Origin of the sequence: Arthrobacter sp. zg-Y919, from assembly GCF_030142045.1 — a bacterium.
In the GTDB taxonomy this organism is placed as follows: domain Bacteria; phylum Actinomycetota; class Actinomycetes; order Actinomycetales; family Micrococcaceae; genus Arthrobacter_B.
In genome coordinates this window covers 1245374-1259462 of record NZ_CP126242.1, presented here as the reverse complement: position 1 = coordinate 1259462, position 14089 = coordinate 1245374, and the positions used below count along the sequence as shown (strand labels likewise).

Below are 14089 nucleotides of genomic sequence, written 5' to 3'. Positions count from 1 at the left end.
GCCAGCCGGAAGTCGTCTGGATGTCATCCGAGGTCGCGCCAGCTGTGGGGCGCGGTATCACTCGAAGACCAGCGGCGCTTTTCCTGCTACCCCCGTGGAACGGATAATCTTCGTTACGGCCATGGGTAGGTCTGTCCGGCGGATTCCCTGGTTCCCATCCGGATTGATGGGCTAACTACATGGGAAGCGTCACCGGCAGAACCGGAAGCCTGTCGCTGGACCGGTGACGGAATGTGGTTCCGCCATCAGCCAAGCTTCATTATCGCATACGGCCGCCTTTTTGGCCCGTCTCTGCGCATAGACTCGAGGCAGATAGTTACTTCCGACACCTCCTCCGTAAGGAGCTTCCGTGCCCTCCAGCGCAGCCCGTCCATCTCCCGGAACCGTTCCCGCCGAAGCTTCCGGCGCCGGGACAACAGCTGCTCCGGCGGTCCGGCCGGAACGCCGGTCCTTCATCTGGACCCTGCTCCTCACCGCGGCCGTCGGCTGGATCGCTTCGGGAATCCTGGTCATTGAGCGCCTCCGCGTCTATGCCGACGCGGACTACATCACCAGCTGCGACATCAACCCGTGGGTTTCCTGCGGCACCGTGTTCCAGACCTGGCAGGCTTCGATTTTCGGCTTTCCCAACCCGCTGATCGGCATCGTGGCCTTTGCAGTGGTGATCACCACCGCCGCAGGACTGCTGTCGGGTGCGCAGTTTGCCCGGTGGTACTGGATCGGACTGCAGATCGGCGTGACCCTGGGCATGGTGTTCGTGGTGTGGCTGTGGAGCCAGGCCCTGTTCGACATCTACGTCCTGTGCATCTACTGCATCGTGGTCTGGGCAGCCATGATTCCGTTGTTTGTCTTCACCACCATCCGCAACCTGGCCGCCGGTACCATCCCGGCACCGGCGAACCTGGTCCGGTTCCTTACCGACTGGTCCTGGCCGATCGTCGTCCTGCTCTGGATCGCGACGGCGGCGTCCATCTTCTTCCGGTTCCTGAACTCGTTCGTGGGCGGCTAGCTCCCGCTCAGCTGCCCAGCGGGAGGCCCCAGGCCAGCACCACCGGAATGTCCTGCCCCTTCCAGGTCGCCGTGAGCGCGGGATCAGGCGCCGTGCGTCCGTCCAGATCCAGCACCCGGACCACGGAGAACTCCCAGCCACCCGACGTCAGGACCGAAGCTGCCCAGCCCTCCGGCTCGGAGGCAGGGGCATCCACCAGCTCGGCACCGCTGGGCATTCCCGTACTGCTGACCTGCATGGTCTCGGGCAGCACTTCACGGACGCCGTCGTTGTCCATGTGCTGGACCGCCTGCGGCTGCCGCGCGAGCACGGCGGCCTCCAGCGCCCGGGCGTAGACGGGATCGCCAAGGGCGTCGTAGACCCAGCGCCGGCCGAGGACCGAGTGGTCCATTTCGGTGATCAGGAATTCCTCCGCGCCCTGCAGCGGCGCGCCCCGGTAGGTCAGCGGAACCTGCACCACTGTTGATCCGGCCGCCACGATGGTGGTTTCGATGCCCACCTCACCCTCGGGGTCGTCGAACCGGAAGGACCCCAGCTTCTGGACCGGGACCGGCTCTGTTGAGGGGAACCACCAGGTTCCGGGAAGCCATCCGGAAATGAGTTCCATTTTGCCCGGGCGCAGTTCAGCGTCGTATATAAGTGCCATGGGCATAGCCTAGGCGTCTTTCCCGCGGCCGTCAGGAATTTCCCCAGGCGCTTCGCCGTTGCCGCAAAGGAAGGCGTCCGGACGTTTGCACCGCAGCGCTGCATTTCAACTTATGAGGAGAACCATGCTCAGAACCATTCCTGCCCGCCAGGAATCCCCCCGCACGGCACTGGTCGCCGGTGCCACCGGAATCGCCGGAGCCGCACTGGTGGACCTGCTCGAGGATCAGGGCTGGACAGTCCTGGCCCTGTCGCGGAAGCCCGGCGCCCCCGATCCGGCGCGCCCCGCCGTCGTACCGGTGGCCGGAGACCTGAGCTCCCCCGAAACCCTGGCCAAGGCGCTGGAAGGCGCGAAGCCGACGCATGTGTTCTTCACCTCCTGGTCCCGGCAGGAGACGGAGGCGCAGAACATCGCCGTCAACTCGGCCATGGTCCGCAACCTGCTCACAGCCCTGGCGGACGCCCCGCTGGAGCACGTTGCCCTGATGACCGGCCTCAAGCACTACATGGGACCTTTTGAAGCCTACGGTGAGGGCCCCATGCCGGACACCCCGTTCTCCGAAGACGAGCCCCGCCTGCCGGTCGAGAACTTCTACTACGCCCAGGAAGACGAACTGATGGAGGCCGCCGAACGGCAGGGCTTCGCCTGGTCCGTCCACCGCGCCCACACTGTCATCGGCTTCGCTGTCGGCAACGCCATGAACATGGGCCAGACCCTGGCCGTGCAGGCGACCCTGTGCCGCGAACTCGGGATGCCGTTTGTTTTCCCGGGCTCGGAGACCCAGTGGAATTCGGTCACCGATATGACCGACGCCGGACTGCTTGCGGAGCACATGCTCTGGGCGGCTACGGATGAGCAGACCGCCAACGAGGCCTTCAACGTGGTCAACGGCGATGTCTTCCGCTGGCGCTCCCTGTGGCCGCGGCTGGCCGCGGAGTTCGGCGTCGAGCCGGTCGGTTACGAGTCCGCTCCGCGGCCGCTCGAAGAGCAGATGGCCGGCATGTCCGATGCCTGGGCCAAGATCGCGGACCGTCACGGCCTGGCCGAACCCGACCTTGGACGGTTGGCCTCGTGGTGGCACACGGATGCCGATCTGGGCCGGAAGGTCGAGGTGCTGACGGACATGAGCAAGAGCCGGGTGGCAGGCTTCACCGGCTACCGCCGTACCGAGGATGCCTTCAAGGCACTCTTTGCTCGCCTTCGGGACGAAAAGCTGATCCCGTAGCTTCGAGCATCGAAGACAGGGAAAGGGCCGGCACCCCATGGGTGCCGGCCCTTTCCCTGTCTTATTTACGCTAAAACCGGTGTCAGCTGAACCAGATGCCGATTTCGCGGGCCGCGGATTCCGCCGAATCGGAGCCGTGGACCAGGTTCTGCTGCACTGCCGTACCCCAGTCGCGGCCAAAGTCGCCGCGGATGGTGCCCGGGGCCGCCGTCGTCGGATCGGTGGTTCCGGCCAGGGACCGGAAGCCTTCAATCACGCGCTGTCCCTCGAGGACGGCGGCAACGACCGGACCACTGAGCATGAACTCCACCAGCGGGTCGTAGAACGGCTTGCCCTGGTGCTCGGCATAGTGCTCTTCGAGGATTTCGCGGGTGGCCTCGGTCTTCTTCAATTCCGCCACGGTGTAACCCTTGGCTTCGATGCGCGCCAGGATGGCGCCGGTGAGCCGGCGCTCGACGCCGTCGGGTTTGATCAGGACAAGTGTGCGCTCGGTGCTCACGGGGTATCTCCTTGGAACGGTCGGATATCGGTTCTAAGCCTAGTCGGTGCCGACGGGTGGTTCGGGGGCCGCGGCCGCATCCCCCTCTTCGGGATGTGCTTTCTCCCATTCCGCCTGCATCCGGTCGCGTTCACGGTTCTCGCGGTCCAGCCGCTGGCCGGCGCGCAGCCCGTACCACCAGGTCAGCGCAAAAAGCCCGCCCACGAGGAACATCATGGCGTCCAGGAAACCGGTGGCAATGAGCACCAGCTGCAGGATCCAGCCGATCGCCGGCCCCGCAGGCTTGGAGAGCACGGCGCAGGTTCCGATCATCGCCGCTGCCAGCAGCAGTCCGCCGCCGAGCAGCAGCGGCGGGGAAACAGTGTCGCGGTGCACGCCGAAGACGGCGAGCGTCCCGAACAGGACCACGAACGCTTCGAGCGTGAGGACCGTGGATGCGAACATCACCTTGATGGAACGGCGCTTCTTGGGCATGCCCGGGCGCCATTCGCGCTGCGCCTTGGTCAGTTTTGCCATAGCTGCATGCCTACTTTCCGAGGAGGGTGCGCGCTTCCGCGACCACGGTAATGGAACCGACCACGAGCACGCCGCCGGAGAGGTCGTTGTTCTCCTCGGCCTTGGCCACGGCCCATTCGAGGGCGTTGTCCAGGCCGGCTTCGACCTGGATGTCTTCATCCGCGAAGCCGGCATCCACGGCGTCCTGGACCAGTTCCTCGGCCGGGATGGCCCGGGGCGAGCTGGACTGGGTCAGCACCACACCGCTGACCAGGTCCCCGAGCTCCTCCCGGAGCTCGCTGAGGATCCCGACGGCGTCCTTCTCCGCCAGGATGCCCACCACCAGCACGAGCGTGGTGAGGTTGAACGCCTCGCGCAGTGCCGCGGCTGCTGCCTTGGCACCGGCGGGGTTGTGTGCGGCGTCGACCACGATCGTGGGAGCGGTCCGCACCACCTCAAGGCGGCCGGGCGACGTGACGGTCAGGAACCCGGTGCGCAGCAGTTCGACGTCGAGCTCCTTGGTTCCGCCGCCGATGAAGGCCTCCAGCGCGGCTACGGCAACCGCGGCGTTTTCGGCCTGGTGGGCGCCGTGCAGCGGCACCTGCAGGTCCTCGTAGCGGCCGGCCAGGCCGTTGACGGTGATCATCTGCCCACCCACGGCCATGACCCGCGATTCCACACCGAACTCCACGCCTTCGAAGCGGAACGGGACGCCGGCTTCGTGTGCCTTTTCCAGCAGCACCTGTGCGGCCTCCATGGGCTGCGCGGCACTGATCAGGAACCCGTCCTCCTTGATGATGCCGGCCTTTTCCCGGGCGATGTCGGCGACGTCGTCACCCAGCAGCTCAGTGTGGTCCAGCGAAATGGGAGTCACCACGGACACCGAGCCGTCGCCCACGTTGGTGGCGTCGGTGATGCCGCCAAGGCCCACTTCGATCACGGCTACGTCCACGGGCTCGTCCGCGAAGACGGCGAACGCCAGGATGGTCACTGCTTCGAAGTAGGTCAGCCGGGGCTCGCCCGCTGCCTCCAGCTCGGCGTCGACAATGTCCAGGTAAGGGTGGATTTCATCCCAGATGCGGACAAACGTTTCATCGCTGACAGGCTCGCCGTCAATGCTGATCCGCTCGGTGACGCTGCTCAGGTGCGGGCTGGTGTACCGGCCGGTGCGCAGCCCGTAGGCCCGCAGTCCGGCCTCGATCATGCGGGCCGTGGACGTCTTGCCGTTGGTGCCGGTGATGTGGATGATCGGGAACGCCTTGTTCGGCTCCCCCAGCACCTCCATCGCCCGGAACAGCGGAGCCATGCGCGGCTCCATCTTGTTCTCCGGGGCGCGGCTGAGCAGTTCGGCATAAACGCTCTCCACGGAGAACCCGTCGATGGAACCGGACGGGGTGTCTGCTGAACTCATGAGATTTTCTCCACTGTGACGATGTATTTCTCGCTGTCGGCGTCTGTGTCGCCGGTGGCGAGGCCGCCGGTGACAATCAGCTCGTCCGTGAGCGTTTCGGCCTTTACGAGGCCGGCGTTGGCTTCGAGCGCGGCCGCTTCCTGCTCCCCCGTCGTGACGCGGGTCCGGATGCGGTCGCTGATGTGCAGGTCCGCGTCGCGGCGGGCCTGCTGGATGGCGCGGATGGCGTCGCGGGCGGCGCCTTCGGCAGCCAGTTCCGGGGTGACCTCCGTGTTGAGCACCAGGAAGCCGCCGCCGGGAAGCACGGCAACGGCCTTCGCGGATTCCCCTTCGCCCGTTTCGACGACGGTCTCCAGCGTGTACTCCTGCGGCTCCAGGGCGAGGCCGCCGGCGGTGACCGCACCGGCGTCGTCCACTGACCAGTCGCCGGACTTGGCGGCCTTGATGGCCGTCTGCACGTTCTTACCCAGGCGGGGACCGGCGGCGCGGGCGTTGACCACGAGTTTCTGGCTGATGCCGAACTCGGCGGGATCCGCGTCGGAGGCATCCACCAGGCGGACATTCTTCAGGTTCAGTTCGTCAGCGATGATCGCGGCGAACTGGCCGGCCAGTGCCTGCGCCTGAGGGGCGACGACGGTCAGCTCGGACAGCGGCAGGCGAACCCTCAGGTTTGCGCCCTTGCGCAGGGAGGAACCGACGGAGGCAATCCGCCGGGTGGCTTCCATGCGTTCCACCAGTGCGGGGTCGCTCGGGAAGAGGTCCGCGTCCGGCCAGTCGGTCAGGTGCACCGATCGTCCACCGGTAAGGCCGCGCCAGATTTCCTCGCCGATGAGCGGCAGCAGCGGAGCCGCCACCCGGCACACGGTCTCCAGGCAGGTGTAGAGCACGTCGAAGGCCTGGGTGTCTTCTTCGAAGAAGCGGGTACGGCTGCGGCGGATGTACCAGTTGGTGAGCGTGTCCATGTAGGCGCGCAGGATCTCGCACGCCACGGACACGTCGTAGGAGTCCAGCGCAGCGCCCATGTCGCGGACCAGGTCGCCGGTGGCGGCCAGCAGGTAGCGGTCCAGCGGTTCGCTGGAGTCGTAGCAGGCCTTGGCCTCGTAACCGTTGCCGTTGTCCGCGGCGTTGGTGTAGAGGCTGAAGAAGTGCCAGACGTTCCACAGCGGCAGGATGGCCTGGCGGACACCGTCGCGGATGCCCTGTTCGGTGACGATCAGGTTTCCGCCGCGCAGGATCGGGGAAGCCATCAGGAACCAGCGCATGGCGTCGGAACCGTCGCGGTCCAGCACCTCGGACACGTCCGGGTAGTTGCGCAGCGACTTGGACATCTTCTGCCCGTCGGAGCCCAGGACGATGCCATGGCTGATGACGTTGCGGAACGCCGGGCGGTCGAACAGTGCGGTGGCCAGGACGTGCAGGGTGTAGAACCAGCCGCGGGTCTGGCCGATGTACTCGACGATGAAGTCGCCGGGGTTGTGGCTCTCGAACCAGTCGGCGTTCTCGTGCGGGTAGTGCACCTGGGCGTACGGCATGGACCCGGAGTCGAACCACACATCCAGGACGTCCTCCACGCGGCGCATGGTGGACTGGCCGGTGGGGTCGTCCGGGTTGGGCCTGGTCAGCTCGTCGATGAACGGGCGGTGCAGGTCCGGCTGGCCTTCCTTGTTCAGCGGCAGCCGGCCGAAGTCGGCTTCAATCTCGGCCAGCGAACCGTACACGTCGGTGCGCGGGTAGTTGGGATCGTCCGACACCCAGACCGGGATGGGGCTGCCCCAGTAGCGGTTGCGGCTGATGGACCAGTCGCGGGCGTTTTCCAGCCACTTGCCGAACTGGCCGTCCTTGACGTTGTCCGGGATCCAGTTGATCTGCTGGTTCAGTTCGACCATGCGGTCCTTGATCTTGGTGACCTCCACGAACCAGGAGGAGACCGCCTTGTAGATCAGCGGGTTCCGGCAGCGCCAGCAGTGCGGGTAGCTGTGCTCGTAGCTGGCCTGGCGCAGCAGCCGGCCCTCTGCCTTGAGCACCTTGGTGATCGGCTTGTTGGCGTCGAAGACCTGCAGTCCGGCGATGTCGGCGAGTTCCCCGGTGCCGAACATGGGCAGGAACTTGCCGCCCTCATCCACGGAGAGGATTACGGGGATGCCGTATTCCTCGCAGACCTTCTGGTCGTCTTCACCGTAGGCGGGTGCCTGGTGGACGATGCCGGTGCCGTCAGTGGTGGTGACATAGTCAGCGGTGACGATCTGCCAGGCGTTGGCGGTGCCCCACTTCTCGGTGTCGGTGTAGTAGTTCCACAGCGGGGCGTAGCGCAGCCCGGCCAGGTCCTTGCCCAGGTGGACGGCGGTGACGGCCGCGCGGGCGCCCTCGGCGTCGTCGTACCCCAGGTCCTTGGCGTAGGAACCCACGAGGTCTTCAGCCAGCAGGAAACGTCCCTCGCCTGCCTGAGTGCCGTTCGGGCCTGCGGGCACGACGGCGTAGCGGACCTCGGGTCCGACGGCGAGGGCCATGTTGGTGGGCAGGGTCCAGGGGGTGGTGGTCCAGGCGATCGCGTTCACGCCGTCGAGCTCCGCGGAGAGCGGGTTGTCTCCGGCGGTGATGGGGAAGGTGACCGTGACCGTCTGGTCCTGGCGCATCTTGTAGACGTCGTCGTCCATGCGCAGCTCATGGTTGGACAGGGGCGTCTCGTCCTTCCAGCAGTACGGAAGGACGCGGAAGCCGCTGTAGGTCAGGCCCTTTTCATGCAGGGTCTTGAACGCCCAGATGACGGATTCCATGTATTCGACGTTGAGCGTCTTGTAGTCATTCTCGAAGTCCACCCAGCGGGCCTGGCGGGTGACGTAGTCCTGCCACTCACCGGCGTACTTCATGACCGAGGCGCGGCAGGCATCGTTGAACTTGTCGATGCCCATCTTCTCGATCTGGACCTTGTCGCTCATGCCGAGCTGCTTCATGGCTTCGAGTTCGGCGGGCAGGCCGTGCGTGTCCCAGCCGAACCGGCGCTCCACGCGGCGGCCGCGCTGGGTCTGGTAGCGGGCCACCAGGTCCTTGACGTAGCCGGTCAGCAGGTGCCCGTAGTGCGGCAGGCCGTTGGCGAAGGGCGGGCCGTCGTAGAAGACGAACTCGTTGTCGCCGTCTTTTCCGGCGGGGCGGGCGTCAATGGAGGCCTGGAAGGTGCCGTCTTTGTCCCAGTACTTCAGAACGCGTTCTTCGAGTTCCGGAAACCGGGGTGAGGAGGGAACAGTAGCAGCGGCTGAGTCGCCGGTGCTGGCTTTGGGGTATATAGAGGGCATATTCGTCATCCTGATAGCGGCAAGTGAATCTGGCTGTGGAACAGGATGCGAGGGCGGCCTCTACCGGTCCGAAGACCGGCGGTAACCGCGGTACCACCTCGCTTGCCGCCGTACGTTCCCCGGTGTGCTGGGGGCCGCGCGGCTGCCGCTCATTGACTGCTGTGACGGGCTTACCCGTCCGGTTCTACTGGGCTGCAATCTGCGGGGGCAGATGCGGCTGTTCTTCCGGAAGCTCACCGGTGATGGCCGGGTCAGTGCTGCTCCGGTCAAGTTTAGGCCACGCCCGGAGGGTTGTCGAAGCACTGTCCTCCGGGCGGGCCCCTGCTGCCCTGCCGGGCTGTTGCGTACTATCTGCCGGGCTGCTGCGCAGTACCTGACTGACTGCTGCGGATGACCTTGTGCTGGGCGGCCTGCGCCAGCGGCCGCACCACCACCTGGTCCAGGTTCACGTGGTGCGGAACGTTCAAGGCGAACGCCATCACCCCGGCAACATCTTCAGCGGTGAGCGGGTTTTCGACCCCGTCATAGACCTTCTCCGCCGCTTCCTTGTCTCCCAGCCGGTTCAGGGAGAATTCCTCGGTCTTCACCATGCCGGGGGCAATCTCGATGACGCGTACGTTGTGCTCGGCTTCCTCTAGCCGCAGGGTCCTGGCCAGCATCTGCTCCCCGGCCTTGGCGGCCGTATATCCGGCACCGCCCTCATAGGCGGTGTAGGCCGCCGTCGACGTGAGCAGCAGGACCGATCCCTGTCCGCTGTCCCGCAGTGCCGGCAGGAACGCCTGTGTCATCCGCAGGGCGCCTAGGACGTTGACGTCGTACATACGCTGCCAGTCCGCGGTGCTTCCACTGGCTACCGGGTCCAGCCCGAAGGCTCCGCCGGCGTTGTTGATCAGGGCATCCACTCCCCCGCCGGCGAGGACCTGTTCGGCGAGCCTTGTCACGGAGCCGTCATCGGTGACGTCCGCCGCGATGGCTTCCGCGCCGGTTTCTTCGGCGAGCGCCTGCAGTTTCTCTTCGCGGCGGGCCACCGCCACAACGTCCCAGCCCGAGGCCCGCAGCGCACGTACTGCCGCGGCTCCGATCCCTGAACTTGCTCCGGTAACAACGGCCCGCTTTGGTGTGATGTCAGTCATGGAAACACCTTAGCCAGTGTTCCGATGCCCGCCGGGGTTCTTCGGCGGGTCCAGCCCTTCTGTTACGCCTGCGGCTGCTGCGGTCGCGGCTGCTGGTCCACTGCTGCTGCCCTGGTACTGCGGCTGCTGCCGCAACCGGTGGCCCCACGTATCCCGCGTCTTCTTCACCAGATCCACAAACTCGTCCGGCCGGTGCAGGACAAGTTCCGCGGTGATCCGCAGCGTGATCCACCCGGCCGCGGACGAAGCGTTCCACCGTCGCCGGTCCATGCGGTAGTGCTCCCTACTGCTGTGGAAAGCGAACCCGTCAATCTCGACGATCAGCCACCCGTCTACAAGCAGATCAGCTCGTCCGATACCGGGCAGGAGCACCTCTGTCTCGACGCGTAGTCCCGCGTTCAGCAGGTGGAACCGCGCGCAGACCTCAAGCGGCGATGCCGTGGTGCGCCGAATCGTCCCCAGCAGTGCCCGGACCGGCCAGTCCTGCTGCCTGGAGAATTCCTTCTGCAGGCTCTGCAGTCCCACGGCGTTGGTTATGACTGCTGATTCCGCCATGACCAGTGCGTCCAGCCGGGGAAGGCATCGGAAGGCGTCCCGGAGGATCTGCTGCGGCGGCGCTATCAGCCGGTGTGCCGACCGTTGTCCCCGGTGGACGACCGCGCCGGGTATGGAACGGGCCGCGTCGCACCGGACATGTGCAGTTACCGGTGGGGTCAGTACCCACCAGCCGAGAAGGTGCGCCGCCGAGACACATGTCGACGAGGCCCGGTTGCGTGCGGCATCAACCAACCGGGCGTCTGCCTGGGGCAGCGCAAACGTCCCGCGGGCCACTCGCCGGACCATCCCGGTCCGCACAGCCTGGTCGACCGTCCGCCGGGGGAACCCATTGGCAGTCAGCGTCCCGTAGCTGGCTACTCCGTAACGTGTGAGCAGGAACGCCTCCAGCTGCTGCATCCCCACACAATGATGTCTCTCCGGCCGATCATTGCTCTTTCAAGCTGCGGGATGGAGCACAACCACGCATCCGGGGCCGTTGGAGCATGTGTGGAGGGATAGAAGCCGCGGGCTACGCGCACGCCATCCCACAGTTTGGGGCTGCTGGTAGCTGCTGAGGTCCCACCCGCACCAGCAGCACCACCCGGTGGGATGCTGTGCGGCGGGCGGCCCAGTCCGGCACGCTGTCCCACGGTTTGGGACTGGTGTTTCCTGCTGAGGCCCCACCCTCTCACCAGCAGCACCACCCGGTGGGATGCTGTGCGGCGCCTTGGACTGGTGCCATAGCTGTAGGCTCTCGGTACGCCAGCCCACCGGCCCGCCAACCGAACAGGACAGCCATGCCCCTCGTCACCAGATTCCTCGCCGGAGTGCTCCTCGCCAATGCGGTCCCGCACGGGGTCAGCGCCGTCCAGGGGCGGAGGTTTCCCACCCCGTTTGCCAATCCACCCGGCGTCGGACTCTCGGGACCCATGGCCAACGCCGCGTGGAGCGCCCTGAATGCCGCCGGCGGTGCGGCACTGCTCGGCCGGACCAGAGCAGGTTCCCGCGACCGGATCCCGACATTGGCCGGAGCCCTGGCCATGACCTTCTTCCTGGCCCATTACTTCGGCAAGTCACCGCAGGATGGGACACAGGCAGCAACACCCCCGACAGTCCGGTAAGTCCGGCAGTGCCTCAGACCATAAGCCTGCATGGAAGAATGGACACCATGGCTGAACATATCCCGGGCACAGACACGCCCGACAACGAACCCCAGACCGTATCCGTCCCCGACAAGCCGGCCCTTGAGGGGCTCGAGTCCAAGCTGAGCGCCCGCTGGCGCGAGGAGGGAACGTACGCGTTTGACCCGGACACGGTCCGCGACGAGGTCTACTCCATCGACACTCCCCCGCCCACGGCCTCCGGCTCGCTCCACGTGGGGCACATGTTCTCCTACACGCAGACCGACGTTATGGCCCGCTACAAGCGGATGACCGGCAAGAACGTCTTCTACCCGATGGGCTGGGACGACAACGGCCTGCCCACCGAGCGCCGCGTGCAGAACTACTACGGCGTGCGCTGTGACCCCACGAGGCCGTACGACGCCGACTACCGCCCGCCCGCCAAGGCCGCGAAGAACCAGCGTGATTTCGACGTCGTTTCCCGCCGCAACTTCATCGAACTGTGCGAGGAACTGGCAGTGGAGGACGAGAAGGTCTTCGAGGACCTCTTCTCCACCCTCGGCCTGTCCGTGGATTGGAAGCGCACCTACCGCACCATCGACGACCACTCGCGTGCCGTCAGCCAGCGCGCCTTCCTGGACAACCTGCGCGCCGGTGACGCCTACATGGCCGAGGCACCGACCCTCTGGGACGTCACCTTCCGCACCGCCGTGGCGCAGGCCGAGCTCGAGGACCGCGAGCAGCCCGGCGCCTACCACCGGGTGAGCTTCCATGCCCCCGACGGCGAAAAGATCTACATCGAGACCACCCGCCCGGAACTGCTTCCCGCCTGTGTGGCCCTGGTGGCACACCCCGACGACGAGCGGTACCAGCGCCTGTTCGGCACCACGGTGAAGTCCCCGCTGTTCGACGTCGAGGTGGAGGTGAAGGCGCATCCGCTGGCCAAGCCCGACAAGGGCTCCGGCATCGCCATGATCTGCACCTTCGGCGACCTGACCGACGTGACCTGGTGGCGGGAACTGAACCTGCCCACCCGCGCCGTGATTGGCCGCGACGGCCGGATCCTCGCGGATACCCCGGAGTGGATCGCCACCGAGACGGCGAAGGCAAACTACGCCGCCCTGGCCACCAAGACGGTCTTCAGCGCTAAGGAAACCGTCGTGGAGATGCTCCGCGAAAGCGGCGACCTCGACGGCGAACCCAAGAAGATCACCCACCCCGTCAACTTCTTCGAAAAAGGCGACAAGCCCCTCGAAGTGGTCACCAGCCGCCAGTGGTACATCCGCAACGGCGGCCGTGACGAGGAGCGCCGCGAACGCCTGATTGCCCGCGGCAAGGAAATCGACTTCCACCCCGCGTTCATGCGCTCCCGGTACGAGAACTGGATCGAGGGCCTGAACGGTGACTGGCTGGTCTCCCGCCAGCGCTTCTTCGGCGTCCCCGTGCCCGTCTGGTACCCGCTGGATGCCGCCGGAAACCCGGACTATGACCATCCTGTGCTGCCCGATTCCGCGTCTCTTCCGGTGGACCCGGCCGCGGAAGCGGCACCGGGCTACGAAGAATCCCAGCGCAACCAGCCGGGCGGCTTCATCGGCGACGCGGATGTGCTCGACACCTGGGCCACGTCGTCGCTGACCCCGCAGATCGTGGGCGGCTGGAGTGTGGACGAGGACCTGTTCGCAAAGGTCTTCCCGTTCGACCTGCGTCCGCAGGGCCACGACATCATCCGCACCTGGCTGTTCTCCTCCGTGGTGCGCGCCGATGCGCTGAACGCCGCCGCCCCGTGGAAGCACGCCGCGATTTCGGGCTGGATCCTGGATCCGGACCGGAAGAAGATGTCCAAGTCCAAGGGCAACGTGGTGGTCCCCACCGATGTGCTCAACGAGTTTGGGTCCGACGCCGTGCGTTACTGGGCAGCCTCGGCGAAGCTCGGCGCGGACACGGCCTACGAAATTGCGCAGATGAAGATCGGGCGCCGCCTGGCCATCAAGCTGCTTAACGCGTCCAAGTTCGTGCTGAACCTGGGTGCCACGGAGAAGAACGTGGCGCTGGAGGACACCTCGGTCATCACCAACGCCCTGGACCTGTCCCTCCTGGCCCAGCTCACCGACGTCGTCCAGGCCGCCACCAGCGCGTTTGACCGCTACGACTACGCCAAGGCCCTGCAGCTGACCGAGTCCTTCTTCTGGTCCTTCACGGATGACTACGTGGAGCTGATTAAGGACCGTGCCTACGGTGCCGCAGGCGAGGCGGAGCAGGCCTCGGTGCTGGCCACCCTGGCCACCACCCTGGACGCACTGCTGCGCCTGTTTGCGCCGTTCCTGCCCTTCGCAACCGAAGAGGTCTGGGGCTGGTGGCGTGCGGGTTCGGTGCACCGGGCTCCGTGGCCGAACGTGGACGGTCTCTCCACCGCGGTGGCCGACGCCGACGCCGGTATCCTCGGCACGGTTGCCACCGCCCTGGGCGGCATCCGCAAGGCCAAGTCGGAAGCCAAGGTCAAGCAGCGGACCGAGGTCCTGAAGGCGACCGTCACCGCGCCTGAGGGTGCAGTGGCCCGCCTCCGGGCCGGACAGGCGGATCTGAAGGCCGCCGGCAACGTCCGCGAGCTGAACCTCGCCGTCGGTGAGGGCGAGCTGGCCGTCTCCGACGTGGAGCTGGCTCCGCCGGCCGAGTAAAAAAGAGCCGCAAGCAGAAAACGCCCGGCCGGGTTACCCGGCCGGGCG

Annotated in this window: 11 protein-coding genes; 4 read left to right on the top strand and 7 right to left on the bottom strand. The window is 66.3% G+C overall.

What is annotated here, in order from left to right; genetic code table 11:
* The first annotated feature begins 349 nt into the window (after positions 1-349).
* Entirely contained in the window at positions 350-1009 is a 660-nt protein-coding gene (locus QNO10_RS05960) for a vitamin K epoxide reductase family protein (protein ID WP_442860253.1), read from the top strand.
* 7 nt (positions 1010-1016) lie between these two features.
* On the opposite strand, the gene QNO10_RS05955 is transcribed toward QNO10_RS05960, so the two are convergent.
* Complete coding sequence (locus QNO10_RS05955) at positions 1017-1655, bottom strand: CG0192-related protein (RefSeq protein WP_229948754.1); 639 nt, start codon at positions 1653-1655, stop codon at positions 1017-1019.
* Positions 1656-1779: 124 nt separating this feature from the next.
* On the opposite strand from QNO10_RS05955, the gene QNO10_RS05950 reads away from it, so the two are divergent.
* Complete coding sequence (locus tag QNO10_RS05950) at positions 1780-2880, top strand: SDR family oxidoreductase (RefSeq protein ID WP_229948756.1); 1101 nt, start codon at positions 1780-1782, stop codon at positions 2878-2880.
* A gap of 82 nt (positions 2881-2962) precedes the next feature.
* Here the strand turns inward: QNO10_RS05950 and ndk are convergent, their stop codons facing one another.
* The 6 genes from ndk to QNO10_RS05920 all read right to left on the bottom strand — a co-directional run bounded on the left by ndk (position 2963) and on the right by QNO10_RS05920 (position 10662).
* On the bottom strand, positions 2963-3379 hold the full coding sequence (gene ndk / locus QNO10_RS05945) for a nucleoside-diphosphate kinase (RefSeq protein ID WP_229948757.1): 417 nt from the start codon (positions 3377-3379) through the stop codon (positions 2963-2965).
* A gap of 39 nt (positions 3380-3418) precedes the next feature.
* Positions 3419-3895 carry a DUF4233 domain-containing protein gene (locus QNO10_RS05940; protein WP_229948759.1) on the bottom strand — a complete coding sequence of 159 codons (477 nt, stop codon included), beginning with the start codon at positions 3893-3895 and terminating at the stop codon, positions 3419-3421.
* A 10-nt stretch (positions 3896-3905) separates the two neighbouring features.
* Entirely contained in the window at positions 3906-5285 is a 1380-nt protein-coding gene (locus tag QNO10_RS05935) for a bifunctional folylpolyglutamate synthase/dihydrofolate synthase (protein ID WP_229948761.1), read from the bottom strand.
* Positions 5282-8584 carry an isoleucine--tRNA ligase gene (gene ileS / locus QNO10_RS05930; RefSeq protein WP_229948763.1) on the bottom strand — a complete coding sequence of 1101 codons (3303 nt, stop codon included), beginning with the start codon at positions 8582-8584 and terminating at the stop codon, positions 5282-5284. The genes QNO10_RS05935 and ileS overlap by 4 nt, the downstream gene beginning before the upstream one ends.
* 338 nt (positions 8585-8922) lie before the next feature.
* On the bottom strand, positions 8923-9708 hold the full coding sequence (locus tag QNO10_RS05925) for an SDR family oxidoreductase (RefSeq protein WP_229948765.1): 786 nt from the start codon (positions 9706-9708) through the stop codon (positions 8923-8925).
* Between the two features lie 9 nt (positions 9709-9717).
* The gene (locus tag QNO10_RS05920; RefSeq protein WP_229948769.1) at positions 9718-10662 is read right to left on the bottom strand and encodes a hypothetical protein; all 945 of its coding nucleotides are present in this window, start codon (positions 10660-10662) and stop codon (positions 9718-9720) included.
* A gap of 380 nt (positions 10663-11042) precedes the next feature.
* Between QNO10_RS05920 and QNO10_RS05915 the strand changes: the two genes are divergently transcribed.
* Together QNO10_RS05915 and valS are read left to right on the top strand one after the other, a co-directional pair.
* Positions 11043-11366 (top strand): hypothetical protein, encoded by a 324-nt coding sequence (locus tag QNO10_RS05915; RefSeq protein ID WP_229948771.1) that lies wholly within the window; start codon positions 11043-11045, stop codon positions 11364-11366.
* A gap of 47 nt (positions 11367-11413) precedes the next feature.
* A complete protein-coding gene (gene valS / locus QNO10_RS05910) occupies positions 11414-14041 on the top strand; it encodes a valine--tRNA ligase (RefSeq protein WP_229948773.1) in 2628 nt (875 codons plus the stop codon).
* Positions 14042-14089 lie beyond the last annotated feature (48 nt).

Coding starts and splice junctions, on each gene's coding strand:
- QNO10_RS05955 (WP_229948754.1), bottom strand. CDS start 1,655: ATGGCACTTATATACGACGCTGAACTGCGCCCGGGCAAAATGGAACTC.
- QNO10_RS05950 (WP_229948756.1), top strand. CDS start 1,780: ATGCTCAGAACCATTCCTGCCCGCCAGGAATCCCCCCGCACGGCACTG.
- QNO10_RS05940 (WP_229948759.1), bottom strand. CDS start 3,895: ATGGCAAAACTGACCAAGGCGCAGCGCGAATGGCGCCCGGGCATGCCC.
- QNO10_RS05935 (WP_229948761.1), bottom strand. CDS start 5,285: ATGAGTTCAGCAGACACCCCGTCCGGTTCCATCGACGGGTTCTCCGTG.
- ileS (WP_229948763.1), bottom strand. CDS start 8,584: ATGACGAATATGCCCTCTATATACCCCAAAGCCAGCACCGGCGACTCA.
- QNO10_RS05925 (WP_229948765.1), bottom strand. CDS start 9,708: ATGACTGACATCACACCAAAGCGGGCCGTTGTTACCGGAGCAAGTTCA.
- QNO10_RS05920 (WP_229948769.1), bottom strand. CDS start 10,662: ATGCAGCAGCTGGAGGCGTTCCTGCTCACACGTTACGGAGTAGCCAGC.
- QNO10_RS05915 (WP_229948771.1), top strand. CDS start 11,043: ATGCCCCTCGTCACCAGATTCCTCGCCGGAGTGCTCCTCGCCAATGCG.
- valS (WP_229948773.1), top strand. CDS start 11,414: ATGGCTGAACATATCCCGGGCACAGACACGCCCGACAACGAACCCCAG.